This window comes from Pseudomonas sp. Z3-6, from assembly GCF_051131985.1.
GTDB lineage: Bacteria > Pseudomonadota > Gammaproteobacteria > Pseudomonadales > Pseudomonadaceae > Aquipseudomonas > Aquipseudomonas zanjanensis.
This window is the reverse complement of the sequence record NZ_CP071644.1, coordinates 648,805-674,849: the sequence shown is the minus strand read 5'-3', so window position 1 is coordinate 674,849 and position 26,045 is coordinate 648,805. Positions and strand designations below refer to the sequence as shown.

Here is a 26,045-nt window from a genome sequence, read left to right as displayed (position 1 = left end):
CGCTCATGCCGGCCCCCGACTCCCTCCGCCCCCACACTGAAACCCTGGCCAACGGCTTGCGGGTGACATTGCGTCACGTCCCAGGCCTCAAGCGCAGCGCTGCAGTATTGCGAGTCGCGGCTGGCAGCCATGACGCGCCCCTGGCCTGGCCGGGATTGGCGCACTTGCTCGAGCATCTGTTCTTCCTTGGCACCGAGCGTTTTCCCGCTGGGGAGAACCTGATGGCCTACGTGCAGCGCCATGGCGGCCAGGTCAATGCGCGCACCAGCGAACGCACCACGGATTTCTTCTTCGAATTGCCACCCGCCACCTTCGCCGACGGACTGGAACGGCTGGGGGACATGCTCGCTCACCCACGCCTGGATGAGGCCGATCAGTTGCGTGAACGGGAAGTGCTACACGCCGAGTACATCGCCTGGTCCCGGGATGCTGCAGCCCAGCGACAGATTGCCTTGCAGGACGGCCTGTCGACGATCCATCCGTTGCGGGGTTTTCATGCGGGTAATCGCGACAGCCTCGCGGTGGAGCACGCCGAATTCCAATGCGCATTGCATGACTTCTACCGCAGCTTCTACCAGAGCGGCCAGATGAGCCTGAGCCTGGCCGGCCCGCAAAGTATCGACGTTTTGAAAGCGCTGGCTGAACAGTTCGACAGCCACATACCTGCCGGCGAAGCGCTTGCCAGGCCGGCACCGCCACAGCTGATGGCATCGTCCCAGACGAGTTATCAACAGGCCCGCGAGGGTTGCCTTGATCTGCTGTTCGCCTTCGAAGATTTGCCCAGCGCCTCGCCCCAAGCCTTGGACTTTCTCTGTACGTGGCTGAACTCCAGCAAACCGGGCGGCCTGCTCGCCCTGTTGCGTCAACGCCACTTGGCTGACAGTCTCAAGGCCACCGCGCTGTATGAGTTTGCCGGGCAGGCGCTGCTGCACATCGAATTCAAGCACGCCAACGCCCAGACAGCGGCGCAGATCCAGCCGTTGCTGCACGACTGGTTGGGTTTCTTTGCCGCCCAGGATGACTGGGCGCCGTTGCGCGAGGAGTTCACCGCGCTGTTGCAGCGTCGGCAGGAAACAGGGTCGGCGTTGCAGTTGGCCCGCTGGGATTGTGAAGGTCGTGACGGGCCGCTGTGGGCACACGACCTCGTGAGACTCAGGGAAATCCTCAAGCAACTGCACCCTGTCGATAACGTCACGGGACAATGGCAACTGCCCGCGTCCAACCCGTTCCTGCAAACGCCAAGCGAAGCGCCTCGCGCCGGGCTGATACGCGGCCAGACCAGCGCCCACCGTGGCTTGCGCACCTTCGCCCAGGACCGCTCCCGAGGCCGGCGGGAACGCTCGCCCATGCAGTTCAGCCAGGCGCTGCCCGACAACGGTCGTGAAGGCGCGGTGTACCTGCGCTGGCAACTGACGACTCAGCCACCGCTGGATCTTCAATCCCGGCTCGACCGGCATCTGGAGGAGGTGCGTGAGGATGCTCGCCAGGCCGGCGTGGACGTCAGTTTCGAACCTTCAGGGAATCAATGGCTGCTGAAACTGGTCGGCTTGCAGGCCCCGATGCCGCTGGTGCTCGAACACGTCCTGGCGAAGCTTTCACAGCCGCTGCCCATGGCTCAGGCCGCCCACGAGCCCACACCGATACCCATTCGACACCTGCTCAAAGCGCTGCCGAATCATTGCCGGCAATCGCCAGCGTTGCCCATGCCCGACAGCGACCAAAGCGTGTGGACAACGGCCCGCTGGGATGGACTGTCCATCGGTCTGTCGACCGCCACTCAAGGCGCGCTGGGCCCGGTGCTGGCCCGGGTGCCAGGCATCGCCAGCGAGGACATCAGCTTGGCGATGGCGCCGCGCGGGCAACGCATCTGGCATACGCTCCAGACCCACGGTGAAGAAGCGGCCGTGTTGCTGTTTTGCCCGACCGCCACGCTGGCGCTGGCCGACGAGGCCGCCTGGCGGTTGCTGGCGCAGCTGTGCCAGACACCGTTCTATCAGCGCCTGCGGGTGGAGCTGCAGTTGGGTTATGCCGTGTTCAGCGGCTTGAAGCAGGTCGATGGGCAAACCGGGTTGCTGTTCGGCGTCCAGTCTCCCAGCGTCTCGGCGGCGCAACTGATCGCCCACATCGAGACATTCCTGGCCGGGATCCCGGCGCTGATCCAGCAGCTCGATGATGCGTCCCTGACCGATCAGCAACAGGCGCTCGCCGCTCAACTCCAAATGGATGCCCTGCCCCGCGCCCAGGCCGCCGAACTGCTCTGGCAGGGCAAGTTGGCTGGCCGCCCGTCGGATTATCTTGAGCGACTGGCCGATGCCATCCTGCAACTGGATCGCCCACAACTACGAGCCGCCGCCCAGGGTTTGGTCGATGCTGATGGGGGATGGTATTGCCTGAGCAATGGCGCCTGCCCGACAGAGCGTTGGCAAGCGGCGCAATGATCATTGCAGCCGCTGTAATGAGCTTTCTTTGAGAATCGCGGCGAACGAATTTGTCAGATTTAGTAACATAGCCGCCTAAGCATCTGAACATCTCCGAACGGAGGTGGACTATATGTATAGGTTTCCATCGTTCCATCGAACCTGATTCCCCCAACCAAAGGAGTATTCCCATGTCCTGGTCCAAACCCGCATATATCGACCTGCGTATCGGTTTCGAAGTCACCATGTACTTCGCCAGCCGCTGATTGCTGCAGGCGCTCAAGCACGCAGCACTACGCCTCGGCCAGCCGAGGCGTTTTTATTTCGGTTTGCAGATGGAGCAGCCATGTTCGTCCAGATTCTAGGTTCCGCCGCCGGTGGCGGTTTCCCCCAGTGGAACTGCAACTGCGCCAATTGCGCAGGTTTTCGCAACGGCAACTTGCGGGCCCAGGCGCGTACCCAGTCGTCCATCGCCCTGTCCGATGACGGGGTGAACTGGGTGCTGTGCAACGCCTCCCCGGACATTCGCGCCCAGCTCCAGGCGTTTGCCCCGATGCAGCCGGGCCGGGCCCTGCGCGACACGGGCATTGGCGCGATCATCCTGATGGACAGCCAGATCGACCACACCACCGGCCTGCTCAGCCTGCGTGAAGGTTGCCCGCATCAAGTCTGGTGCACCGACATGGTCCATGAAGACTTGAGCACCGGCTTCCCGCTGTTCAACATGCTCACCCACTGGAACGGCGGGTTGAGCTGGAACCGTATCGAACTCGACCAGAGCTTCACCATCGCCGCCTGCCCGAACCTGCGCTTTACCCCGCTGCCCCTGCGCAGCGCAGCGCCGCCCTATTCGCCCCATCGCTTCGACCCGCACCCGGGCGACAACATCGGACTGATCGTCGAAGACCTGCGCACCGGCGGCAAGCTGTTCTATGCGCCGGGGCTGGGCAAGGTCGACGAGTCGTTGCTGGAGATCATGGCCGGCAGCGACTGCCTGCTGGTGGACGGCACGATGTGGGACGACGATGAAATGCAACGCCGTGGCGTCGGCACCCGCACCGGTCGGGAAATGGGCCACCTGGCTCAAAACGGCCCCGGCGGCATGCTGGAAGTGCTGGAGCAACTGCCCGAGCAGCGCAAGGTCCTTATCCATATCAACAACACCAACCCGATCCTCGACGAAGACTCGCCCGAGCGGGCTGAGCTTGTACGTCGAAAGATTGAAGTGGCTTACGACGGAATGAGTATTGAGTTGTAGAAAGGGTGGGACGATGGTGGACGTGGGGTTGCAGTTGTGTCAGCCAACATTATTGCTGGCTGACAGGACGCATTCGCGAGCAAGCCCGCTCCCACAGAGACCGAGTAAGACTTGATATTTCATGCACCGCAAAACCAATGTGGGAGCGGGCTTGCTCGCGAAAAGGCCAGAACAGGCACCCCAACCGCCAGCGGTTATTCCCCGGAGAACCGAAATGACTGACACCCCCCTGTCCCCCGCCGAGTTCGAAGCCGCCCTGCGTGCCAAAGGCGCGTATTACCACATCCATCACCCCTATCACGTGGCGATGTATGAAGGCCGTGCCACTCGCGAGCAGATCCAGGGTTGGGTCGCGAATCGCTTTTATTACCAGGTGAATATCCCGCTCAAGGATGCCGCGATCCTGGCCAACTGCCCGGACCGGGAGATCCGCCGCGAGTGGATCCAGCGCCTGCTCGACCATGACGGCGCGCCCGGCGAAGACGGCGGCATTGAAGCCTGGCTGCGGTTGGGCCAGGCGGTGGGGCTGGACCCCGATCAACTGCGCTCCCAGGAATTGGTGCTGCCGGGCGTGCGCTTCGCGGTGGACGCCTACGTCAACTTCGCCCGCCGGGCCAGTTGGCAGGAAGCCGCCAGCAGTTCGTTGACTGAACTGTTCGCCCCGCAGATCCACCAGTCGCGCCTGGACAGCTGGCCGCAGCATTACCGGTGGATCGACCCGACCGGCTACGAATATTTCCGCACTCGCCTGGGCCAGGCCCGGCGTGATGTGGAGCATGGCCTGGCGATCACCTTGCAGCACTACACCACCCGCGCAGGGCAAGAACGCATGCTGGAGATTCTCCAGTTCAAACTGGACATCCTCTGGAGCATGCTCGACGCCATGACCATGGCCTACGAATTGAACCGCCCGCCCTATCACACCGTGACCGACCAACGGGTCTGGCACAAAGGAATTACCTTATGAGCTTCGACCGCAGCCAAACCCCGCGCTGGCGCCCCGGCTATCGCTTCCAGTACGAACCGGCCCAGAAAGGCCACGTGCTGCTCTATCCTGAAGGCATGATCAAGCTGAACGACAGCGCGGCGCTGATCGGCGGCCTGATCGATGGTGAACGCGATGTGGCGGCGATCATCGCTGAGCTGGATAAACAATTTCCCGGTGTGCCAGAGCTCGGTGACGACATCGAGCAATTCATGGAGGTCGCCCGTGCAGAGCACTGGATCACCCTTGCCTGAGAAGCCCGCCGTCGGCCTGCCGCTGTGGCTGCTGGCCGAGCTGACCTATCGCTGCCCGCTGCAATGCCCATACTGCTCCAACCCGCTGGACTTCGCCGAGCAAGGCAAGGAACTGAGCACCGAGCAGTGGTTCAAGGTGTTTCGCGAAGCCCGGGAGATGGGCGCCGCGCAGTTGGGTTTTTCCGGTGGGGAGCCGCTGGTGCGCCAGGACTTGGCGGAGCTGATTGGCGAGGCGCGCAGGCTGGGTTTCTACACCAACCTGATTACCTCCGGCATCGGCTTGACCGAACAGAAGATCAGCGACTTCAAGAAAGCCGGTCTGGATCACATCCAGATCAGTTTCCAGGCCAGCGACGAGCAGGTGAACAACCTCCTGGCCGGCTCGAAGAAAGCCTTCGCGCAAAAACTGGAAATGGCCCGCGCGGTGAAAGCCCACGGTTATCCGATGGTGCTGAACTTCGTGACCCATCGGCACAACATCGACAAGATAGACCGCATCATCGAGCTGTGCATCGCCCTCGAAGCTGACTTCGTCGAGCTCGCCACCTGCCAGTTCTATGGCTGGGCGCAGCTCAACCGCGTCGGCCTGCTGCCCACCCGGGAGCAACTGGTGCGGGCCGAGCGCATCACCAATGAATACCGCGCCAAGCTGGAAGCCGAAGGCAACCCGTGCAAGCTTATCTTTGTCACACCGGACTACTATGAGGAACGCCCCAAGGGTTGCATGAACGGCTGGGGCAGCATTTTCCTGACCGTCACGCCGGACGGCACGGCATTGCCGTGTCACGGCGCCCGGCAGATGCCGGTGCAGTTCCCGAATGTGCGCGACCACAGCATGCAGCACATTTGGTACGACTCGTTCGGCTTCAACCGCTTCCGCGGTTATGACTGGATGCCCGAACCGTGTCGCTCGTGCGATGAGAAGGAAAAGGACTTTGGCGGCTGCCGCTGCCAGGCGTTCATGCTCACGGGCGATGCCAGCAACGCCGACCCGGTGTGCAGCAAGTCCGAACATCACGGGGTGATCCTTAAAGCGCGTGAAGATGCCGAGCACGCCACACAAACCATTGAACAGTTGGCCTTTCGCAATGAACGAAACTCGCGCCTCATCGCTAAAGGCTGAGCCTTTCAGCGCCGCCCAGGCCGTTGCCGCCGGCACCGACTTCGCCAAACTGCAAGTCGGGCCCTTGGGCTTGTTCTGGAATGAATACCGCCCCGCGGACGGCGCCTGCCGGATCTGGCATTGGCAAGACGCCGAGGCCCGCTGCCTGACGCCGGACGGATTCAGCGCCCGCAGTCGGGTCTATGAATACGGCGGCGGGTCGTTCTGCCTGAGCCATGATGGCGTGCTGTTCGTCAACGAGGCCGACCAACAGCTGTACCATCAATCGCTGAGTGACGAACAGCCCGTGGCGCTGACCTTCGGTGAGTGCCGCTATGGGGACCTTGGCTTCGCCGACGGCCAGGTGTTGGCGGTGGAAGAACAGGCCAACCAGCATCGCCTGGTGTCGATCGGGTTGGCGGATCATCAACGGCATCTGTTGGCCGAAGGCGCCGATTTCTACGCTTCGCCTACCCTGAGCCCGGACGGCCAGCGGCTCGCCTGGATTGAATGGAGCCGTCCGCATCAGCCCTGGACAGCGACGCGGTTGATGTTGGCCGAGCGCACTGCTTCGGGCTGGAGTGAGCCGCGCTGTGTGGCCGGCAACGGTGAGGAAGAATCCATCCAACAACCGCGCTTCGACGCGGCCAGTCGCCTTTATTGCCTGACTGATCGCGGCGGTTACTGGCAGCCCTGGATGGAATCGGCCCAGGGCTTAGAACCCCTGCCCGCCGCCGCAGCCGATCATGCCCCAGCGCCGTGGCAACTGGGTGGCTGTACCTGGCTGCCGCTGGACGAACACACCTACCTGGCGAGTTGGACCGAAGCAGGTTTCGGACGCCTGGGCCTGTGTCGCCGTGACGATGCCAACGAGGACTTCACCGACACCTACAGCCGCTTTCGCAGCCTGGCGCTGGATGAGCGGTTCATCTACGCCATTGCCGCCTCGCCGACTCATCCATCGGCAGTCATTGCCATCGAGCGGCAGCGTCATGAAGGAGTGGTGCTGGCCGGCGGCGTCACGCCATTGTCCATCGAACAGATCAGTCGTCCGCGAACCCTGCGCTATCCATCCGGGTCAGGTGAAGCCCACGGGTTCTTTTACCCGGCCATGAATGCACAAGCGAAGCCGCCCTTGGTGGTGTTCATTCACGGCGGTCCTACCTCGGCCTGTTATCCCCTGTTCGATCCGCGTATTCAGTATTGGACACAGCGCGGCTTTGCCGTTGCCGATCTCAATTACCGCGGCAGCAGCGGTTATGGCCGGGCCTATCGGCAGGCGCTGCATTTGAATTGGGGCGTGGTGGATGTCGAGGACGCCTGCGCGGTGGTCGCCTATCTGGATGAACAAGGCCTGATTGACAGCCGTCACGCGTTCATTCGTGGTGGCAGTGCCGGTGGCTACACGACCCTCTGCGCCTTGGCGTTCCAAGATGTATTCCGCGCCGGTGCCAGCCTCTATGGCGTGAGCGATCCTGTCGCCCTCGGCCGGGCCACGCACAAGTTCGAAGGTGATTACCTGGACTGGCTGATCGGCGACCCGCAACAGGACGTCGAACGCTATCGCGCCCGCACTCCGCTGTTGCACGCCGAGAACATCCGCGTGCCGGTGATCTTTTTCCAAGGTGAGTTGGACGCCGTGGTGGTACCGCAGCAAACCCGCGACATGGTCAGCGCTTTACAGGCCAACGGCGTGGCGGTCGAGGCCCACTACTATCCAGATGAACGCCACGGTTTTCGCAAGGCGACGAACCAGGCCCATGCCCTGGAGCATGAGTGGTTGTTCTATCGCAAGGTGATGGATAGCGATCTGTAGGCAGTGGGAACACCACTTGTGGCGAGGGAGCTTGCTCCCGCTCGATTGCGCAGCAATCGCAAAAGCTTGGGGCCGCTGCGCGACCCAGCGGGAGCAAGCTCCCTCGCCACAGATCTAACAACAGAAACTTCAGCGCTTGGCGATGATGTACACCGCGTGCACGATGCCAGGAATGTAACCCAGCAGCGTCAGCAGGATATTCAGCCAGAACGCCCCGCCAAAACCGACTTGCAGGAACACTCCCAGTGGCGGCAGCAGGATGGCGATAATAATGCGAATTAAATCCATGGATGACTCCCTGATCGACGATGGCCAAATTGCCATATAGCTCATTGACCCCAGACCGCTCGTCAGGGTTCAGTGGGACGCACGCTGCAGCAGCCCCAAGGGTTAGACGTCTGCAGGAATAAAAAACGCAGGCAAAAGAAAACCCCGCCGAAGCGGGGCTTTGCAGACTGTTTCCCTGACATCCATTTCACTCCGCCGTCCTGGCAGAATCCTACGTGTCCGTGTTGTTACTTTTGCGCGTCCTGCGCTACGTCCATGGAAGCTAGGTTAGCCCTGGATCCAATTCGCCGATAGAGGGAAAACACCGGCACGTTGTGTAAGCAAATACTTACACAATGTCATCGTTTCAGAACTGGCTGGCTTCCAGCAGGAACAGCGACTCGCTGCCCGCCTTTACCGAAGCGCTCAAGGAGTGGATACGCGGCAACAGGCGAGCGAAATAGAACCGTGCCGTTCCGAGTTTGCTCGCGTAGAAATCATCCTGGTTTTCCTTGCCCGAGGCAGCCCGGGCCATCAGCGCCCACATGTAGGCATACGCGGTGTAGCCGAACGCCTGGAGATATTCCACCGACGCTGCGCCAATTTCGTTCGGGTTGCTCCTCGCCCGGTCCAGCAGCCAGTCGGTCAACTCATCCAGCGTGTCGACCGCGCCGTTCAACGGCTTGATGAACTCTTCCAAGTCGCCGCTCGCAGTGGCGGTGAAATGGCGAATCTCATCGGCGAACAGGCGATAGAACGCACCGCCGCTGCCGACGATCTTGCGCCCCACCAGGTCCAGCGCCTGGATACCGTTGGTGCCTTCGTAGATCTGGGTGATGCGCACGTCACGCACCAGTTGTTCCTGGCCCCATTCGCGGATGTAGCCATGGCCGCCGAATACTTGTTGACCATGGACGGTGGTTTCCAGGCCCAGGTCGGTCAGGAACGCCTTGGCCACCGGAGTCAGCAACGCCACCAAGTCTTCGGCGCGCTTGCGGGTGACCGGGTCTTCGCTGAACTTGGCCGTGTCCAGTTGCATCGCCACGTAGGTGGAAAACGCCCGGCCACCCTCGTTCGAGGCTTTCATGGTCAACAGCATCCGGCGCACGTCGGGATGGACGATGATCGGATCAGCGACCTTGTCCTTGTTCTGCGCACCGGTGGGCGAGCGGCTTTGCAGGCGGTCGCGGGCGTATTCGACGGCGTTCTGGTAGGAGCGCTCACCGGTGGCCAAGCCCTGGATGCCAACCCCGAGGCGCTCGTAGTTCATCATGGTGAACATCGCCGCCAGGCCTTTGTTCGGCTCGCCCACCAGATAGCCCACGGCTTCATCGAAGTTCATCACGCAGGTGGCGGACGCCTGGATGCCCATCTTGTGTTCGATCGAGCCGCAGTTGGCCGCGTTGCGCGCGCCCAGGCTGCCGTCGGCATTGACCATGAACTTGGGCACCAGGAACAGCGAAATGCCCTTGGGGCCTGCCGGCGCGTCCGGGAGCTTCGCCAGTACCAGGTGAATGATGTTCTCGGTGAGGTCGTGCTCGCCACCGGTGATGAAAATCTTCGTGCCACTGACCTTGTAGGAACCGTCGGCCTGGGGCTCGGCCTTGGTGCGGATGATCCCCAGGTCCGTGCCTGCATGGGGCTCGGTCAGGCACATGGAGCCGGCCCAGACGCCGGCGTACATGTTCGGCAGGTACGTCGCCTTCAGCTCTTCGCTGGCATGGGCATTGATCGATAGGCAAGCGCCGGCGGTCAGCATCGGGTACAGGCCGAAGGACAGGCTCGCGGAGTTGACCATTTCCTCGACCTGGGCCGAAACGGCCTTGGGCATGCCCATGCCGCCGTACACCGGATCGCCGCCGACACCGACCCAACCGCCTTCAGCATACGTCTTGTAGGCCTGTGGGAAACCTGCCGGCGTGGTGACGGCGCCGTCCGCCCAGTGGCAGCCTTCTTCGTCAGCGGAGCGACTGAGAGGCGCGATGCTTTTGCTGGTGACTTTGCCGGCTTCTTCCAGGATCGCTTCGACCGTTTCAGCGTCCACGGTGTCGGCCAGCACCGGCAATTGGGCCCAGAGTTTCGCGACCTCGAACACTTCATTGAGGACGAAGCGCATATCGCGCAGGGGCGCTTTGTAGTCAGCCATGGCAAACCTCGCAGGATCTAAACAATTGTTCGTAAAAGACGGTTTTCGCAGTGACCTGAGTGTACCTCAACAACTTTTGCGACACATAGGGTCAACCCATGACCGTTTTGTTATTTTTAGTCATCACAGAAGTTCGAGTAATTTATCGTGGCGAGGGAGCTTGCTCCCGCTTGACCGGGCTGGCGCTCCAGTGCGTAGCGCTCACAAAGAGGGTCCGCTGCGCAGCCCAGCGGGAGCAAGCTCCCTCGCCACAGAGAAATGTTTCAGCCCATCAGAGTGCAAACAACTCCGCAGGCAATTGCATCAGGCAATCACTCCCCGCCTCGATGGCGGCCCGATGGGCGGTCGTGCGCGGCAACAGGCGCTTGAAGTAAAACTCGCACGTCGCCAGTTTGCCCTGGCAAAAATCGCTGTCTCCAGTGCCACCGTCGAGTTGCGCCTGGGCCACCAGGGCCATGCGCAACCACAGGTAGGCCAGGATGATGTAGCCGCTGTACATCAGGTAGTCCACTGAGGCGGCGCCCACTTCATCCGGGTTCTTCATGGCAGCCATGCCAACCTGGGTGGTCAGTTCGCCCCATTCCCGGTTGAGCCCGTCCAATTGCGCAATATAGGCGTTGAGCTGCGGATGCCCGGCGTTGGCTGTGCAGAATTTATGGACAATTTTAGTGAAGCCACGCAGTAACTTGCCCTGGCTGCCCAACACCTTGCGCCCCAGCAGGTCCAAGGCCTGGATGCCATTGGTGCCTTCGTAGATCGGCGCGATCCGACAATCGCGCACAAGCTGCTCCATGCCCCACTCGCGGATAAAACCGTGTCCGCCAAAAACCTGCATGCCGTGGTTGGTGACCTCCAGCCCGGTGTCGGTCATGAAGGCCTTGCAGATCGGGGTGAGGAACGCCAGCAGGTCCTCGGCCTCCTGGCGAGCGGTTTCGTCCGGGCTCAGGTGCGCGGTGTCGAGCAGTTGCGCGGTGAAATAGGTCAGCGCCCGGTTGCCTTCGTTGAAGGCCTTCATGGTCAGCAACATCCTGCGCACATCGGGATGGACGATGATCGGGTCGGCGACTTTTTCCGGCGCCTTGGGGCCGGTCAGCGCGCGCATTTGCAAACGGTCGTTGGCGTATTTGATCGCCCCCTGGAAGCTCGCCTCCCCCAGGCAAAGGCCCTGCATGCCGGTGCCGAGGCGGGCGTGGTTCATCATGGTGAACATGCAATTAAGGCCTTTGTTCGCCTCGCCGATCAGGAAACCCTTGGCCCCGTCGAAATTCAGCACGCAGGTAGCCGAGGCCTTGATGCCCATTTTGTGCTCGATCGATCCGCAGGAAACGCCGTTGCGCTTCCCGGCCTCACCCGTGGCGTCCGGCAGGAACTTTGGCACGATGAACAGCGAGATGCCCTTGGTCCCGGCCGGAGCATCGGGCAGCTTGGCGAGCACCAGATGAATGATGTTGTCGCTCATGTCGTGCTCGCCGGCGCTGATGAAGATCTTGCTGCCGGACACCGCGTAGCTGCCGTCCGCCTGGGGCACCGCGCGGGTCTTGATAATGCCGAGGTCGGTGCCACAGTGGGCTTCAGTCAGGCACATGGTGCCGGTCCACTGGCCGGCGGTGAGTTTGCTGAGATAGGTCTGCTTCTGTTCCTCGGTGCCGTGGGCGTGGATGGCCGACATGGCGCCGTGGGTCAGGCCGGGATACATGCCCCAAGAGGTGTTGCTCGATCCGATCATTTCGCTGATGACCAACCCCAGGGAACTGGGCAAGCCCTGGCCACCGTAAGCAGGGTCCGCCGCCAGGCCATGCCAGCCGCCTTCCACGTACTGTGCGAAGGCTTGCCTGAAGCCTGTAGGCGTAGTCACCACGCCATTGTCGAAATGGCAGCCCTCTTCGTCACCCGGGCGATTGAGGGGCGCCAGCACGTTCTCACAGAACCGAGCGCCCTCCTCGATAATGGCGCTGACCATGTCCGGGCTGGCATCGCTGGCACCCAGTTCGGCATAGCGGCCATGGAAATCGAAGACGTGGTCGATCAAGAAGCGCATGTCGCGCAGGGGGGCTTTGTACTCGGGCATGGTGGTTTTCTCCGGTAGCAGATCGTTCCAACCTACTGCCGGCCACCCAGGCCCACAATCACAGTCCAGACGCTGAATGCGCCATCATCACTCAACCCGCGGCGGCTTCCATGCGCACTGCGCCGCGGCGATTCTGCCCATAGGCGATCACGCAGTTTCGCCCCGCGCCCTTGGCGTTATAGAGCGCCTGGTCTGCCGATTTGAGCACCTCTTCGGGCGTACGCTGCTCGATGCGCTCGGCCACGCCGATGCTGACGGTCACCGATACGCTGGACGCACCGGCGCCGGAACGCCGCTGACGGCCTTGCTGATCGTCCTGGGGACGGCTGTCGGGATTACGCAGTTGGATAGCGTACGTCTCGATGGACTGGCGAATAACTTCCAGATGGGGCATGCATTCGTCGATGGTCTTGCCTGCGAACACCAGGGCGAATTCCTCGCCGCCGTAGCGATACGCCCTACCGCCACCGCCGATCTTCGACAGTTTGCTGGCGACCAGGCGTAGCACTTGGTCGCCCACGTCGTGGCCGTGGGTGTCGTTGAATTTCTTGAAATGGTCCACGTCGCTCATTGCCAACACATAGTTACGCCCCAGGCGCTGCATGCGTTCATTCAATGCACGACGCCCCGGCAGGCCGGTGAGCTCGTCACGGAAGGCCATTTGATACGCCTCGTGGGCGACCGCCGCGGCGATCATCAACATCACCTGGCTGCACATGATGTTCAAGGTGAATGGCAGGATGAAGGTTTTCGGCAGCATCCAGAACAACCCAAGCAGTCCCACCAACTGCGCCGCGTGCAACGGCCGGGGGTTACGCCAGTATTGCCAGGCCAGCAGCAGGAACGCGGCGGCGAACATCGGGTAGGACAATTGAATCAGGCTCATCCAGGCGCCGTGCAACGCGGGCCAGCGGATCTCCGACAGCCACAACAACAACGCCTGTGGGAAGCTCTGCTCCAACGCCAGCGCCACGCTGCCGAAAACCAGCAACACCGCAAACCGCGCCACCATGTCCTGGAACAAATGGGTGCGCTCCTGCCACGCCGCGAACAGCCCGAACAACAGCGGCAGCAACAGGCAGACGAGATGGAACACCACCGCCGCGTCTTCACGCACCTTGCCGTTGTCGCGGTAGAAATCGGTCTGGGTATCCAGCAGGAAGTAGGCGATGTACACCGTGACCATCAGAAACAATTCACGTTGACGTCGGTAGACGGAGCAATACGCCCCGCCCAGCAACAACACCAGCGTCGGCAGAACGTTGAACAACGAGGTGAAGAAAACGTTGAGATCCTTGACGTAGGCAGCCGCAAGCCCCGCCACCAACAACAGCAACGACGGTAGGAAATGGCTCAGGCGTACAGCGGAAGAACGCGGCAAGGGTAAAGCTCCGACCCGGCTGATCAAGGATGGCATTGTGCCTGCGCTGTGTAACCGATGTCACACTGCCATCGCTGTAACGGCAGAGCGGGAGGATTTCTTAGGGTTGGGTTGGATGAATATTGTTTCAGGATCACCGCGCCCTTCCCGTGGCGAGGGAGCTTGCTCCCGCTCGGCTGCGAAGCAGTCGTAAACCGGCGGGTGCGGTGTGTCTGATATTCCGCATTTGGCAGGTTTGGGGGCCGCTTCGCAGCCCAGCGGGAGCAAGCTCCCTCGCCACGAATTTGCCTTGACTGGCGTTATGGCAGACACAAAAAAGCCGCTGCTCCCGAAGAAGCAGCGGCTTTTGGAAGAACCGCCTAAGGCTTAGTAGCCCAGCGCGAAGTCTTCTTCTTTCATGTCCATCAGGTTGTTGGCGCCCGACAGCATGGTTGCCACATGGGTACGGGTACGCGGCAGGATGCGCTGGAAGTAGAAGCGCGCGGTCTGCAGCTTGGCGGTATAGAAGGCTTCTTCGGTGGTGCCGGCGGCGAGTTTTTCCGCCGCCAGGCGTGCCATGTCAGCCCAGAAATAAGCCAGGCAGGCGTAACCGGAGTACATCAGGTAGTCCACCGAGGCCGCGCCCACTTCTTCGCGATCCTTCATGGCTGCCATACCGACCTTCATGGTCAGCTCGCCCCATTCCTTGTTCAGCGCAGCCAGGGGTTCTACGAACTCCTTGACCGCTTCGTTGCCTTCGTTGCCCTGGCAGAACTTGTGGACGATCTTGGTGAAGCCCTTGAGTGCCTCGCCCTGGGTCATCAGCACTTTACGACCCAGCAGGTCCAAGGCCTGGATGCCGGTGGTACCTTCGTACAGCATCGAGATGCGGCTGTCGCGAACGTTCTGCTCCATGCCCCACTCGGCGATGAAACCGTGGCCGCCATAGATCTGCACGCCGTGGTTGGCCGATTCGAAGCCGACTTCGGTCATGAAGGCCTTGGCGATCGGGGTCATGAACGCCAGCAACGCATCGGCTTTTTTCTTCTCTTCTTCATCCACGCCGTATTTGACGATGTCGACCTGCTTGGCGGTGAAGTAGACCATCGCCCGGTTACCTTCGGCGAAGGCTTTCATGGTCAGCAACATGCGACGCACGTCAGGGTGCACAATGATCGGGTCGGCGGCCTTGTCGGGCGCTTTCGGGCCGGTCAAGGAACGCATTTGCAGGCGGTCACGGGCATATTTCAGGCCGCCCTGGAAGCCGATCTCGGCGTGGGCCAGGCCTTGCAGCGCAGTGCCCAGACGCGCGGTGTTCATGAAGGTGAACATGCAGTTCAGGCCTTTGTTCGCCGGGCCGATCAGGAAACCAGTGGCGGCGTCGAAGTTCATCACGCAGGTGGCGTTGCCGTGGATGCCCATCTTGTGTTCAAGGGAACCACAGCTCACCGCGTTGCGCTGGCCAATGGTGCCATCGGCGTTAGGCAGGAACTTGGGAACGATGAACAGGGAAATGCCCTTGGTGCCGGCCGGTGCATCGGGCAGGCGTGCCAGCACGATGTGGACGATGTTGTCGGCCATGTCGTGTTCGCCGGCCGAGATGAAAATCTTCGTACCGGAAACCTTGTAGGAACCGTCGGCCTGAGGCTCGGCCTTGGTGCGCAACATGCCCAGGTCGGTGCCGCAGTGCGGTTCGGTCAGGCACATGGTGCCGGTCCATTCGCCGGACACCAGTTTGGTCAGGTAGGCCTCTTGCTGTTCGGGCGTACCGTGTTCGGAAATCGTGTTCATCGCGCCATGGGACAGGCCCGGGTACATGCCCCACGACCAGTTGGCTTCACCGACCATCTCGCTGACCGCCAGGCCCAGGGATTCCGGCAGGCCTTGACCACCATGCTCGACGTCATGGGCCAGGCTTGGCCAGCCGCCTTCGACGAATTGCTTGTAGGCTTCCTTGAAACCGGTCGGGGTTTTCACGCCGGACTCGCTCCAGGTGCAACCTTCGATGTCACCCACGCGGTTCAGCGGAGCCAGCACCTGCTCACAAAACTTGGCGCCTTCTTCGAGAATGGCGTCAACCATGTCCGGAGTTGCGTCCTGGCAAGCCGGAAGGCTCTGATAATGCGCTTCGTAGCCAAGCAGTTCGTCACGAACGAAGCGAATATCACGCAAGGGGGCCTTGTAGTCAGGCATAGCGATAAACCTCTGCTGATGTAACCGGGAATGAACGACCGCGTGGATTTGTTGTAGCGGTCAAACAGTTGTTTGAAACATACGTTTACGCCCAAATCTTGTCAAGCGCCGATCTTTTGCCGTTCGTCATCAGCCGAAGAAAATGTCGGACACGGGAAATCCATCGCAATGAAGAATCCGCGATGCGCGTAGGAAAAGATTAGTTGAGCAATAAGACGTTAGAGACAAGAACGCCGCGAATAATCGCGGCGTTTTCGTAAATCTGGAGGAACGGGATCAGGCAAAGGTATCGATCAACGTACCGAGCATTTCGTCGGATGCCTTGGCTACGCTCACACCCAGTTGCACCTGGGACTTGCCCTGGGCCATTTCGACCATGTTGCTGACCAAGTCCGACTGCTGGCTGCGATCCACTGACCGCAAGCGATCCACCTGGACTTCGGACGACTGGCTGGTGACCGATCGCTCGATCGTATTGTTGGCGATCTGGCTGGCGGCCTGATCGACGCGGTTCTGCCCTGTCTGAATCGTGCTCAGACCGGCGTAGAACGCGGTGCTTCCTGAGATTTCCATGGCAGAGTTCGTCTTCTTGAAGGGTCGACAGTGGCCATTGAATCAGAAGGCCAGGGAAAAGGCCCGACAAAAACACTAATGGCACAGTGCCTTGCCATAGGCAAAACCTTGCTGGGGTGTGTCAGTCCAGCAGATCCAATTGCAAGTGTTCGGCCACGGCTTCAGCCGTCACGCTCTGGATCCGCGCCACCCTGCCCAGGCAAGGCGCCGGAAGTCGCTCGGCCAAGGTTGCCAGGTTTTCCTCCAGGCGCGAGGTGGCCGGGTCGATGATGTTCGCGACCCAACCGGCAAGCGGCAAGCCATCACGGGCGATCGCCTCGGCGGTCAACAAGGCGTGGCTGATACAACCCAGGCGCACACCCACCACCAGGATCACCGGCAAGCCCAGCGCTATCGCCAGGTCGGACAGATTATCCTGGCCGGCCAGCGGCACGCGCCAACCGCCCGCGCCTTCGATCAACGTGAAGTCGGCGTCCAGCGCCAGCACTTCGCGCATCGGCCCCAACAGCGACTGCACCGTCAACGCAACACCGGCCTCCCGGGCGGCCAAGTGCGGCGCAATTGCCGGCTCGAACGCCACCGGGTTGACCTGTGCATAAGTCAACGGTATCGAGCATTCCGCCAGCAAGGCCAAGGCATCGGCGTTGCGCAGGCCCTTGGGCGTCACGGCGCAGCCGGAGGCCACGGGTTTTCCGGCAGCCGTGCTCATGCCAGCCTGCCGCGCCGCGTGCAGCAGGCCCGCCGCGACGGTGGTCTTGCCGACATCGGTATCGGTGCCGGTGATGAAATAAGCCTGGCTCATAGCGGTTTCTCCAAAACGGCGTAGACCACTTGGTAAGTCGCGGGTAGCCCCTGTGCCTGACGAAACTGCTCATAAGCTTCAACCAGCGCGAGGATCCGCGCCCTGCCCGTCAAGCCGCCGGGCCGACCAGGGTTCAGATTATGGGCACCCAATGCTTTCAATTCGTGGGTCAGGCTACGTACATCGGGGTAATGCAAAACATGGGGGCGGTTTTCAAGACTGACAACGTTCAACCCGCTGGCCGCGCAAAGCTGTTGATACGTCTCGAATCCACGGAAACGGTTGACGTGCACCAAGCCATCCACCTGACGCCAACTGTCGCGCAATTCGTACAACGTACCTACGCAGAGGCTGGTGAAGGCCAACACTCCGCCCGGTTTCAACACCCGATACGCCTCACTCAGCACCGCGGCAAAATCCTCGCACCACTGCACCGCCAGGCTGGAGAACACCAGGTCGCAGCTCGCCGCCTGCAAAGGCAGCCGCTCGGCGTCACCAGCGATAAAATGCGCGGCGCCACCTTGGGGTCGAGCATGGTTGAGCATACCTTCGGCGATATCCAGCGCCAGCCCTGTGCTCGCGCCGAAACGCGCGCCCAGGGCGCGGGTGAAATAGCCGGTGCCACAACCCAGGTCCAGCCAACGTTGCGGCATGAACGAAGGCGGCAAGCGGTCGAGCAATTGCTGGCCGACGTCGCGCTGCAGCTCGGCCACGCTGTCATAGCTGCTCGCCGCCCGGGAAAACGAAGCCGCCACCTGGCGTTTGTCGGGCAAGGCACCAGGCAAAAGGGGAAGAGACAAATCAGTCATCACCGGACTCATGCAAAAAAGCCTGGATCGCCCCCGCCACACCATGGGGGTCTTCCAGAAGAAATCCGTGGCCGGCCTGTTCGATCAGGCCGATTTCAACATCCGGCAACAAGGCCAGCAAATCACCCGCAGCCTCAGCCGGCACCAAGGCGTCGAGCCCGGCAAACAAATGCAGTTGCGGGCCGCGAAAGCTTTGCAATGCAGTGCGAGTGTCTAACTGCGCCAGCAGTTCGAGCCCGGCCATCAGCACTTCGAACGAAGTGTTCGGCGCCCCGGCCAACAGCAACCGCGACAAGCCGCGCGGATCGCTGCAGCCCTGGGCACACAGCAAGCTGAAACGCTTGAGAGTCTGGCGTGGGTCGGCCGCACAGCCGGCGAGAAAGCCATCGAAGGTCTGGCCGTCCATCGCGCTCGGCCATTGTTCATGGGCGACAAAGGACGGATTGCTGGCCAAGGTCAACAAGCCACAGCAGCGCTCACCCCGACGCGCCGCCAGCGCCGAGGCCAGCATGCCGCCCAGGGACCAGCCGCCGAGCCAGGCGTCCTGGGGCACGGTGGCGTCCAACTCTTCGAGCCATTCATCGGGATCGCTCGACAGCAATGCCGGCAACGGTTCGATTTCCACCCGCAGGTGTTCATCGAACCCTTGCAAGGCCGCCGCCAGCGGCTCCAGAGGTGAAACGCCCAAGCCCCAGCCGGGCAGCAATATCAGTCGATCACGCATGGCTTGGCTCCGGCCCCAACAGGGCAAAACACTCGGCCAGTGCATTCAACAATAGCTGCACCTGGGCCTCGCTGTGGGCGGCGGTCAGGGTCACACGCAAGCGAGCGCTGCCGGCCGGCACGGTGGGTGGACGGATCGCCGTCACCATCAGCCCGCGCTCACGCAGCATCTGCGACATGCGCATGGCCCGCCCCGCATCGCCAATCAGGATCGGTTGGATCGGCGTGAAGCTGTCCATCAATTGCAGGCCGATCTGCTCGGCGCCCTGGCGGAACTGGCGGACCAGCACCTGCAAGTGTTCGCGACGCCAATGTTCGCTGCGCAGCAGTTCGAGGCTCTTGAGGGTGGCGCAGGCCAAAGCCGGCGGCTGGCTCGTGGTGTAGATGTAGGGCCGCGCGAACTGGATCAGGCTTTCGATCAGTTCTTCACTGCCCGCCACAAAGGCACCGGCCGTGCCAAACGCCTTGCCCAACGTGCCGACCAGCACCGGCACGTCCTCCCGGCTCATGCCGAAATGTTCGACGACACCGCCGCCGGAAACGCCCAACGTACCGAAACCGTGGGCATCGTCGACCATCAGCCAGGCGCCCTTGGCCTTGGCTTCACGGGCGAGCGCCGGCAAATCGGCCACATCGCCATCCATGCTGAAAACACCGTCGGTGACCACCAGGGTGTTGCCCACTGCTTTTTCCAAGCGTTGGGCCAGGCTCCGGGCATCGTTGTGCAGGTATCGGTTGAAACGCGCACCGGACAGAAGCCCGGCGTCGAGCAACGAAGCGTGGTTGAGGCGGTCTTCCAGCACCGTGTCGCCCTGCCCCACCAGCGCGGTGACTGCGCCGAGGTTGGCCATGTAACCGGTGGTGAACAGCAACGCTCGCGGACGCCCCGTCAGGTCGGCCAAGGCTTCTTCCAGGGCGTGATGCGGGCCGCTGTGGCCGATCACCAGATGGGAAGCGCCACCGCCGACGCCCCAACGGGCCGCCCCCGCGCGCCAGGCCTCGATCACTTGCGGATGGTTGGCCAGGCCCAGGTAATCGTTGTTGCAGAACGCCAGCAGGGGCTGGCCGTCCACCACCACCTCCGGGCCCTGGGGGCTTTCGAGCAGCGGGCGCTGGCGATAGAGATTGTCGGCACGACGGGCAGCCAGGCGTGCGGCGAGATCGAAGGGCATGCAGGCCTCGGGTGAACGCTATTTAAAGGGCTGAAGTAGATCCCCTGTGGGAGCGGGCTTGCTCGCGAAAGCGGTGTGTCTGACAACATTACTTTGCCTGACGCACCGCTTTCGCGAGCAAGCCCGCTCCCACATTTGGTGTCGTGTTAGCTCAGAGGGCGGCGTTATAGAACTGCTCGCTGCTCTTCTGCTCCACCAACGCCTGTTCAATGGCCGCCTGGTGCACTTCGTCAGCATGTTCTTCGCGGGCTTCGGGTTGGATGCCCAGGCGTGCGAACAACTGCATGTCCTTGTCGGCCTGCGGGTTGGCGGTGGTCAACAGCTTGTCGCCGTAGAAAATCGAGTTGGCGCCAGCAAAAAATGCCAGGGCCTGCATTTGCTCGTTCATCGCTTCGCGACCGGCGGAAAGACGTACGTGGGACTGGGGCATCATGATCCGCGCCACGGCGAGCATGCGGATGAAATCGAACGGATCGATGTCTTCGGCATTCTCCAGCGGCGTGCCGGCGACCTTGACCAGCATGTTGATCGGCACCGATTCCGGGTGCTCCGGCAGGTTCGCCAGCTGGATCAGCAGATTGGCGCGGTCATCCAGGGACTCGCCCATGCCCAGGATCCCGCCGGAGCAGATCTTCATTCCCGAATCACGCACGTAGGCCAGGGTTTGCAGGCGCTCACTGTAGGTGCGGGTGGTGATGATGCTGCCGTAGAACTCCGGCGAGGTGTCGAGGTTATGGTTGTAGTAGTCCAGGCCAGCCTGGGCCAGTGCTTCGGTCTGCTCCTGGTCGAGGCGGCCCAGGGTCATGCAGGTTTCCAGGCCCATGGCCTTCACGCCCTTGACCATTTCCAACACATACGGCATGTCCTTGACCGACGGGTGCTTCCACGCCGCGCCCATGCAGAAGCGGGTCGAACCGATGGCCTTGGCCCGTGCAGCCTCTTCGAGGACCTTCTGCACTTCGAGCAATTTCTCTTTATCCAGCCCGGTGTTGTAGTGACCGGACTGCGGACAATATTTGCAATCTTCCGGGCAAGCGCCGGTCTTGATCGACAGCAACGTGGAAACCTGGACGCGATTGGCGTCGAAGTGCGCGCGGTGCACGGTCTGCGCCTGGAACAACAAGTCATTGAATGGCTGGACAAAGAGTGCTTTGACTTCGGCCAAAGACCAGTCATGACGCAGGTTGGCAGTGGTGCTGGCGCTCATGGGCATTTCCTTGATTATGCTTGGCTGGCGCCTGGGGCATGGAATACCCACAGGCGCGACACGGATGTTCGGCATATTTAAGGAAGAGTCATGCGCTGTCAACCACGATACAAAGGACCGGTTTACATCTGGTTAAAAAACAAACAATTCTGTCTACTGTGTGGCGACAGCACCGATACGCCGCAGCCTATCTGCACCCCCTGCGAAAGCGAGCTGCCCTGGCTCGGCGATCAATGCAGCGTCTGCGCCTTGCCGCTGCCCATGGCCGGGTTGCGTTGCGGCCAATGCGCCGCGCGACCGCCGGCCTTCGAACGGGTCCTGGCGCCCTGGGCCTATGACTTCCCGGTGGACAGCCTGATCACCCGCTTCAAGCATCAGGCGAAATGGCCTCTAGGCCGGCTGCTGGGCGAACTGCTGGCGCAATCGCTGCAACATCATTTCGACGAAGGGCTGGAACGGCCCGACGCCTTGGTACCGGTGCCACTGGCGACCCGACGCCTGCGCCAGCGGGGTTTCAACCAAGCGGCGCTGCTGGCCCGCTGGCTCAGTGGATCGTTGGCGATCCCTTGCGAAGAAAACCTGCTGCGCCGCACCCAGGATACCCCCGCCCAACAGGCCCTTGATGCCAAGGCCCGGCGACATAACCTGCGCCAGGCCTTTGCCCTGGTGCCCCAGGCGGCGTTGCGTAACCGTCACCTGGCATTGGTCGACGATGTGCTCACCACCGGTGCCACCGCCCAGGCGCTGGCGGCTCTATTGCTGGATGCCGGCGCCGCGCGGGTCGATGTGTACTGCCTGGCCCGCACGCCGAAACCTGGTGAGCCGGCTTGACGTGCCGCACCCAAGGCGCCAACGTCCGCCCATCGACCTTCGCACGCAGTTTTCTGTCATGTCATTGCCCACGCTCCTGACCCAGCACATCGTCCGGCGACCTCAACGCATCGCCCTGCTGCAGCACATCGCCGAACAAGGTTCGATCACCCGCGCCGCCAAGAGCGCGGGCCTGAGCTATAAGGCGGCGTGGGACGCCATCGATGAGTTGAACAACCTCGCGGATCAACCGCTGGTGGAGCGCAGCGTCGGCGGCAAGGGCGGTGGCGGCGCCAAGCTGTCGGAGGAAGGCCAACGGGTGCTGCGCCTGTATCTGCGCCTGCAAGCACTGCAGGCGCAACTGCTCGAAGCCAGCGAAGACGCTGGCGACCTCGGCCTGCTCAGCCGCCTGATGCTGCGCACTAGCGCCCGCAATCAATTGCACGGCAAGGTCCTGGGCATCGAGGCCCAGGGACATAACGACCGGGTACGCCTGGAGCTGGCCCGGGGCCTGGTCATCGAAGCGCAGATCACCCACGACAGCACGCTGCGCCTGGAGTTGGGTGTCGGCACCGACGTGGTGGCGCTGATCAAGGCCGGCTGGCTGCAATTGCATCCTGTCGAGCAAGGGGAAAAACCGGGGATCAATATTTTGCGCGGCTTGATCGAGCAGGTCGACGCCGCCCAAGACGGCCCCAGCGAAGTGCGCATTGGCCTGCCCAACGGTCAGACGCTGTGCGCCCTGGCCGATCCGCTACAGTTGCAAGCGCAGGACCTGGCAACCGGCTCACCCGTGCAAGTGACGTTTTCAGCGACAAATGTGCTGCTCGGCACACCGCTGTAGCGCGTTGCAACAATAGTTTCATCGACCCGCTTTAAGGTGACTGCCAAAACCAGCAGGGAGCCTGATGATGAGCCTATTAGAAGAAAACCAATCCACCGACCTGGAAAAGATCGTCGGCCTGAGCCGTCGCCGTTTCATCGGCGCTGGCGCCTTGTGCGGCGCGGCGATGTTCCTGGGCGGCAACCTGCTGAGCCGCAGCGTCATGGCCGCCGCCGTGAGCGAAGGCAACAAAAGCATGCTGGGCTTCAACAGCATTGCCGCATCCACCGCCGACACCATTACCTTGCCGCCGGGCTACAAGGCCTCGGTGCTGATCAGTTGGGGCCAGCCGCTGAAGAAAAATGCACCGGCGTTCGACCCCAGCGGCAATGGCACCGCCCGCGCACAGGAAGTGCAGTTTGGCGACAACAACGACGGCATGAGCCTGTTCGAATTCCCCGGCGACAAGAACCGGGCGCTGTTGGCGATCAACAACGAGTACACCAACTACCAATACCTGTTCCCTCACGGCGGCCAACCGCAGTCGGCCGAAGACGTGCGCAAGGCCCAGGCCAGCGAAGGCGTGTCGGTGATCGAAATCCAGCGCCGTCGCGGCCAATGGCAATTCGTCCAGGACTCGCGCTACAACCGCCGGATCCATGGCAATACGCCGATCCGCCTGCGCGGCCCGGCCGCTGGCCACGACCTGCTGAAAACCAGTGCCGACAAGAGTGGCAAGAAAGTGCTCGGCACCTTCCAGAACTGTGCCAACGGCATGACCCCGTGGGGCACCTACCTGACCTGCGAAGAGAACTTCACTGACTGCTTCGGCAGCAGCAAGTCGGACCTGCAATTCGACGCGGCACAAAAACGCTATGGCGCCACCGTCACCAGCAGCGAAATCAATTGGCACCTGCACGACCCGCGTTTCGATCTGGCGAAGAACCCCAACGAACTCAATCGCCACGGCTGGGTGGTGGAAATCGATCCGTTCGATCCAGAATCCACCCCGGTGAAACGCACCGCCCTGGGCCGCTTCAAGCATGAAAACGCGGCCCTGGCGCAGACCAATGACGGTCGCGCCGTGGTGTACATGGGCGATGACGAACGTGGCGAATTCATCTACAAGTTCGTCAGCCGCGAGCGCATCAACCATCGCAATGCCAAGGCCAACCGCAACCTGCTGGACCATGGCACGTTGTACGTGGCGCGCTTCGATGCCGGCGACGGCAACCCGGACCATCCCAAGGGCAAAGGCCAATGGATCGAGTTGACCCATGGCAAGAACGGCATCGACGCCAGCAGCGGTTTCGCTGATCAGGCCGAGGTGTTGATCCATGCGCGCCTGGCCGCCACTGCCGTTGGCGCCACGCGCATGGACCGCCCGGAGTGGATCGTGGTCAGCCCCAAGGACGGCCAGGTCTATTGCACCCTGACCAACAACTCCAAGCGTGGCGATGCCGGCCAGCCAGTGGACGGGCCGAACCCTCGGGCCAAGAACGTCTACGGGCAGATCCTGCGCTGGCGCACCGACCGTGACGATCACGCCTCCAAGACCTTCGACTGGGACCTGTTCGTGGTCGCCGGCAACCCGACGGTACACGCGGGTACGCCGAAGGCCGGCTCGTCCAATATCAACCCGCAGAACATGTTCAACAGCCCCGATGGCCTGGGCTTCGACAAGGCCGGGCGGCTGTGGATCCAGACCGACGGTGACTCGAGCAACGCAGGCGACTTCGCGGGCATGGGCAACAACCAGATGCTGTGCGCCGACCCCAACAGCGGTGAGATCCGCCGCTTCATGGTAGGGCCGGTAGGCTGCGAAGTGACCGGGATCAGTTTCGCGCCGGACTACAAGACGCTGTTCGTCGGGATCCAGCATCCCAGCGGCGCCTCGACCTTCCCTGAGCACCTGCCCAACGGCAAGCCGCGCTCGTCGGTGATGGTGATCACGCGGGAGGATGGCGGAGTCATCGGCGCCTGAACCCTCTGTGGCGAGGGAGCTTGCTCCCGCTGGGTTGCGCAGCGACCCCACTTTTTTGTGGGCGCTACGCACTGGAGCGCCAGCCCGGCCAAGCGGGAGCAAGCTCCCTCGCCACGAAGTCTCACCAATCAATCCCGACTGCTTTGCGCTACCATGCTGGGCCGGACGCGGCAGCCCTGCCGCTGCGCAGGAGTCAGCATGTCCCATCCGTTTGAAACCCTCACGCCCGACCTGGTGCTCGATGCCGTTGAAAGCATCGGCTTTCTCAGCGACGCCCGCGTGTTGGCCCTCAACAGCTACGAGAACCGCGTCTATCAAGTCGGCATCGAAGATTCCGAGCCGCTGATCGCCAAGTTCTATCGCCCCCAGCGCTGGACCAACGAAGCGATCCTGGAAGAGCACAGCTTTACCTTCGAACTTGCAGACTACGAAGTGCCCGTGGTGGCGCCGCTGATCCACAACGGCGCCAGCCTGCACGAGCACGCCGGGTTCCGTTTCACCCTGTTTCCCCGTCGCGGCGGCCGAGCGCCGGAGCCGGGCAATCTCGACCAACTCTATCGCCTGGGCCAATTGCTTGGACGCCTGCACGCGCTCGGGGCGACCCGGCCATTCGAGCACCGTGAAGCCTTGGGCGTGAAGAATTTCGGCCACGACTCGTTGGAGACAGTGTTGCAAAGCGGCTTCGTCCCCCGCGGCCTGCTGCCGGCCTACGAGTCGGTCGCCCGGGACCTGCTCAAGCGCGTCGAAGAGGTCTACGCCGCCACACCCCACCAGAACATCCGCATGCACGGCGATTGCCATCCCGGCAACATGATGTGCCGCGACGAGGTGTTCCACATCGTCGACCTCGACGATTGCCGCATGGGCCCAGCGGTGCAGGATTTATGGATGATGCTCGCCGGGGATCGCCAGGAATGCCTGGGACAGTTGTCGGAATTGATGGACGGTTACCAGGAGTTCCACGATTTCGCCCCCCGTGAACTGGCGCTGATCGAGCCACTGCGGGCCCTGCGCCTGATGCACTACAGCGCCTGGCTGGCGCGGCGCTGGGACGACCCGGCCTTTCCCCGCAGCTTCCCGTGGTTCGGCAGCGAACGCTACTGGGGCGACCAGGTGCTGGCGTTGCGCGAGCAACTGGCGGCGCTCAATGAAGAGCCGTTGAAGCTGTTCTGATTGGGCTGGGTTCCGCCAGTCACCGCAAATCCTCTGTGGGAGCGGGCTTGCTCGCGAAAGCGGTGGATCGGCTTGCATTGATGTTGAATGTGCAGCCGCCTTC

At 62.1% G+C, this 26,045-nt stretch carries 22 protein-coding genes; 11 read left to right on the top strand and 11 right to left on the bottom strand.

Annotated features, from left to right (window positions below; genetic code table 11):
- The first annotated feature begins 5 nt into the window (after positions 1-5).
- The 7 genes from pqqF to J3P88_RS02975 all read left to right on the top strand — a co-directional run bounded on the left by pqqF (position 6) and on the right by J3P88_RS02975 (position 7,832).
- Complete coding sequence (pqqF, locus tag J3P88_RS03005) at positions 6-2,438, top strand: pyrroloquinoline quinone biosynthesis protein PqqF (RefSeq protein ID WP_434573945.1); 2,433 nt, start codon at positions 6-8, stop codon at positions 2,436-2,438.
- A 170-nt stretch (positions 2,439-2,608) separates the two neighbouring features.
- On the top strand, positions 2,609-2,683 hold the full coding sequence (gene pqqA / locus J3P88_RS03000) for a pyrroloquinoline quinone precursor peptide PqqA (protein WP_003177660.1): 75 nt from the start codon (positions 2,609-2,611) through the stop codon (positions 2,681-2,683).
- An 80-nt stretch (positions 2,684-2,763) separates the two neighbouring features.
- Complete coding sequence (gene pqqB / locus J3P88_RS02995) at positions 2,764-3,675, top strand: pyrroloquinoline quinone biosynthesis protein PqqB (RefSeq protein WP_434573943.1); 912 nt, start codon at positions 2,764-2,766, stop codon at positions 3,673-3,675.
- Positions 3,676-3,889: 214 nt separating this feature from the next.
- Complete coding sequence (gene pqqC / locus J3P88_RS02990; protein ID WP_434573941.1) at positions 3,890-4,642, top strand: pyrroloquinoline-quinone synthase PqqC; 753 nt, start codon at positions 3,890-3,892, stop codon at positions 4,640-4,642.
- Entirely contained in the window at positions 4,639-4,914 is a 276-nt protein-coding gene (gene pqqD, locus J3P88_RS02985; protein WP_434573939.1) for a pyrroloquinoline quinone biosynthesis peptide chaperone PqqD, read from the top strand. The genes pqqC and pqqD overlap by 4 nt, the downstream gene beginning before the upstream one ends.
- Entirely contained in the window at positions 4,907-6,037 is a 1,131-nt protein-coding gene (gene pqqE, locus J3P88_RS02980; protein ID WP_434573937.1) for a pyrroloquinoline quinone biosynthesis protein PqqE, read from the top strand. The genes pqqD and pqqE overlap by 8 nt, the downstream gene beginning before the upstream one ends.
- Complete coding sequence (locus J3P88_RS02975) at positions 6,003-7,832, top strand: alpha/beta hydrolase family protein (protein ID WP_434573935.1); 1,830 nt, start codon at positions 6,003-6,005, stop codon at positions 7,830-7,832. The genes pqqE and J3P88_RS02975 overlap by 35 nt, the downstream gene beginning before the upstream one ends.
- Positions 7,833-7,961: 129 nt before the next feature.
- On the opposite strand, the gene J3P88_RS02970 is transcribed toward J3P88_RS02975, so the two are convergent.
- From J3P88_RS02970 to bioB, 11 genes are all read right to left on the bottom strand, one after another.
- The gene (locus J3P88_RS02970) at positions 7,962-8,120 is read right to left on the bottom strand and encodes a YqaE/Pmp3 family membrane protein (RefSeq protein WP_041022294.1); all 159 of its coding nucleotides are present in this window, start codon (positions 8,118-8,120) and stop codon (positions 7,962-7,964) included.
- Positions 8,121-8,466: 346 nt separating this feature from the next.
- The gene (locus J3P88_RS02965; RefSeq protein ID WP_434573933.1) at positions 8,467-10,245 is read right to left on the bottom strand and encodes an acyl-CoA dehydrogenase C-terminal domain-containing protein; all 1,779 of its coding nucleotides are present in this window, start codon (positions 10,243-10,245) and stop codon (positions 8,467-8,469) included.
- Between the two features lie 271 nt (positions 10,246-10,516).
- The gene (locus J3P88_RS02960; protein ID WP_434573931.1) at positions 10,517-12,313 is read right to left on the bottom strand and encodes an acyl-CoA dehydrogenase C-terminal domain-containing protein; all 1,797 of its coding nucleotides are present in this window, start codon (positions 12,311-12,313) and stop codon (positions 10,517-10,519) included.
- Between the two features lie 91 nt (positions 12,314-12,404).
- Positions 12,405-13,694: a GGDEF domain-containing protein gene (locus tag J3P88_RS02955; protein ID WP_434573929.1), complete on the bottom strand. Its 1,290-nt coding sequence runs from the start codon at positions 13,692-13,694 to the stop codon at positions 12,405-12,407.
- Positions 13,695-14,060: 366 nt separating this feature from the next.
- Complete coding sequence (locus J3P88_RS02950; RefSeq protein WP_053125979.1) at positions 14,061-15,866, bottom strand: phenylacyl-CoA dehydrogenase; 1,806 nt, start codon at positions 15,864-15,866, stop codon at positions 14,061-14,063.
- 276 nt (positions 15,867-16,142) lie between these two features.
- Positions 16,143-16,439 carry a pyrroloquinoline quinone biosynthesis protein PqqE gene (locus J3P88_RS02945; protein ID WP_434573927.1) on the bottom strand — a complete coding sequence of 99 codons (297 nt, stop codon included), beginning with the start codon at positions 16,437-16,439 and terminating at the stop codon, positions 16,143-16,145.
- A 121-nt stretch (positions 16,440-16,560) separates the two neighbouring features.
- Positions 16,561-17,241, bottom strand: coding sequence for a dethiobiotin synthase (bioD, locus tag J3P88_RS02940; RefSeq protein ID WP_186706939.1), 681 nt, complete (start codon positions 17,239-17,241; stop codon positions 16,561-16,563).
- A complete protein-coding gene (gene bioC / locus J3P88_RS02935) occupies positions 17,238-18,050 on the bottom strand; it encodes a malonyl-ACP O-methyltransferase BioC (RefSeq protein ID WP_186706938.1) in 813 nt (270 codons plus the stop codon). The genes bioD and bioC overlap by 4 nt, the downstream gene beginning before the upstream one ends.
- Entirely contained in the window at positions 18,043-18,774 is a 732-nt protein-coding gene (locus J3P88_RS02930; RefSeq protein ID WP_434573924.1) for an alpha/beta fold hydrolase, read from the bottom strand. The genes bioC and J3P88_RS02930 overlap by 8 nt, the downstream gene beginning before the upstream one ends.
- Positions 18,767-19,945 carry an 8-amino-7-oxononanoate synthase gene (gene bioF / locus J3P88_RS02925; protein WP_434573922.1) on the bottom strand — a complete coding sequence of 393 codons (1,179 nt, stop codon included), beginning with the start codon at positions 19,943-19,945 and terminating at the stop codon, positions 18,767-18,769. Before bioF ends, J3P88_RS02930 begins: the two co-directional genes overlap by 8 nt.
- A 151-nt stretch (positions 19,946-20,096) precedes the next feature.
- On the bottom strand, positions 20,097-21,152 hold the full coding sequence (gene bioB / locus J3P88_RS02920) for a biotin synthase BioB (protein WP_434573920.1): 1,056 nt from the start codon (positions 21,150-21,152) through the stop codon (positions 20,097-20,099).
- A 90-nt stretch (positions 21,153-21,242) separates the two neighbouring features.
- Here bioB and J3P88_RS02915 point away from each other — a divergent pair, with 90 nt between their 5' ends.
- The 4 genes from J3P88_RS02915 to J3P88_RS02900 all read left to right on the top strand — a co-directional run bounded on the left by J3P88_RS02915 (position 21,243) and on the right by J3P88_RS02900 (position 25,942).
- Complete coding sequence (locus J3P88_RS02915) at positions 21,243-21,983, top strand: ComF family protein (protein WP_434573918.1); 741 nt, start codon at positions 21,243-21,245, stop codon at positions 21,981-21,983.
- 58 nt (positions 21,984-22,041) lie between these two features.
- Complete coding sequence (locus tag J3P88_RS02910; protein WP_434573916.1) at positions 22,042-22,806, top strand: TOBE domain-containing protein; 765 nt, start codon at positions 22,042-22,044, stop codon at positions 22,804-22,806.
- A gap of 67 nt (positions 22,807-22,873) precedes the next feature.
- Positions 22,874-24,769 (top strand): PhoX family protein, encoded by a 1,896-nt coding sequence (locus J3P88_RS02905; RefSeq protein ID WP_186706932.1) that lies wholly within the window; start codon positions 22,874-22,876, stop codon positions 24,767-24,769.
- 198 nt (positions 24,770-24,967) lie between these two features.
- Positions 24,968-25,942 (top strand): serine/threonine protein kinase, encoded by a 975-nt coding sequence (locus J3P88_RS02900; protein WP_434573914.1) that lies wholly within the window; start codon positions 24,968-24,970, stop codon positions 25,940-25,942.
- The last annotated feature ends 103 nt before the right edge of the window (positions 25,943-26,045 follow it).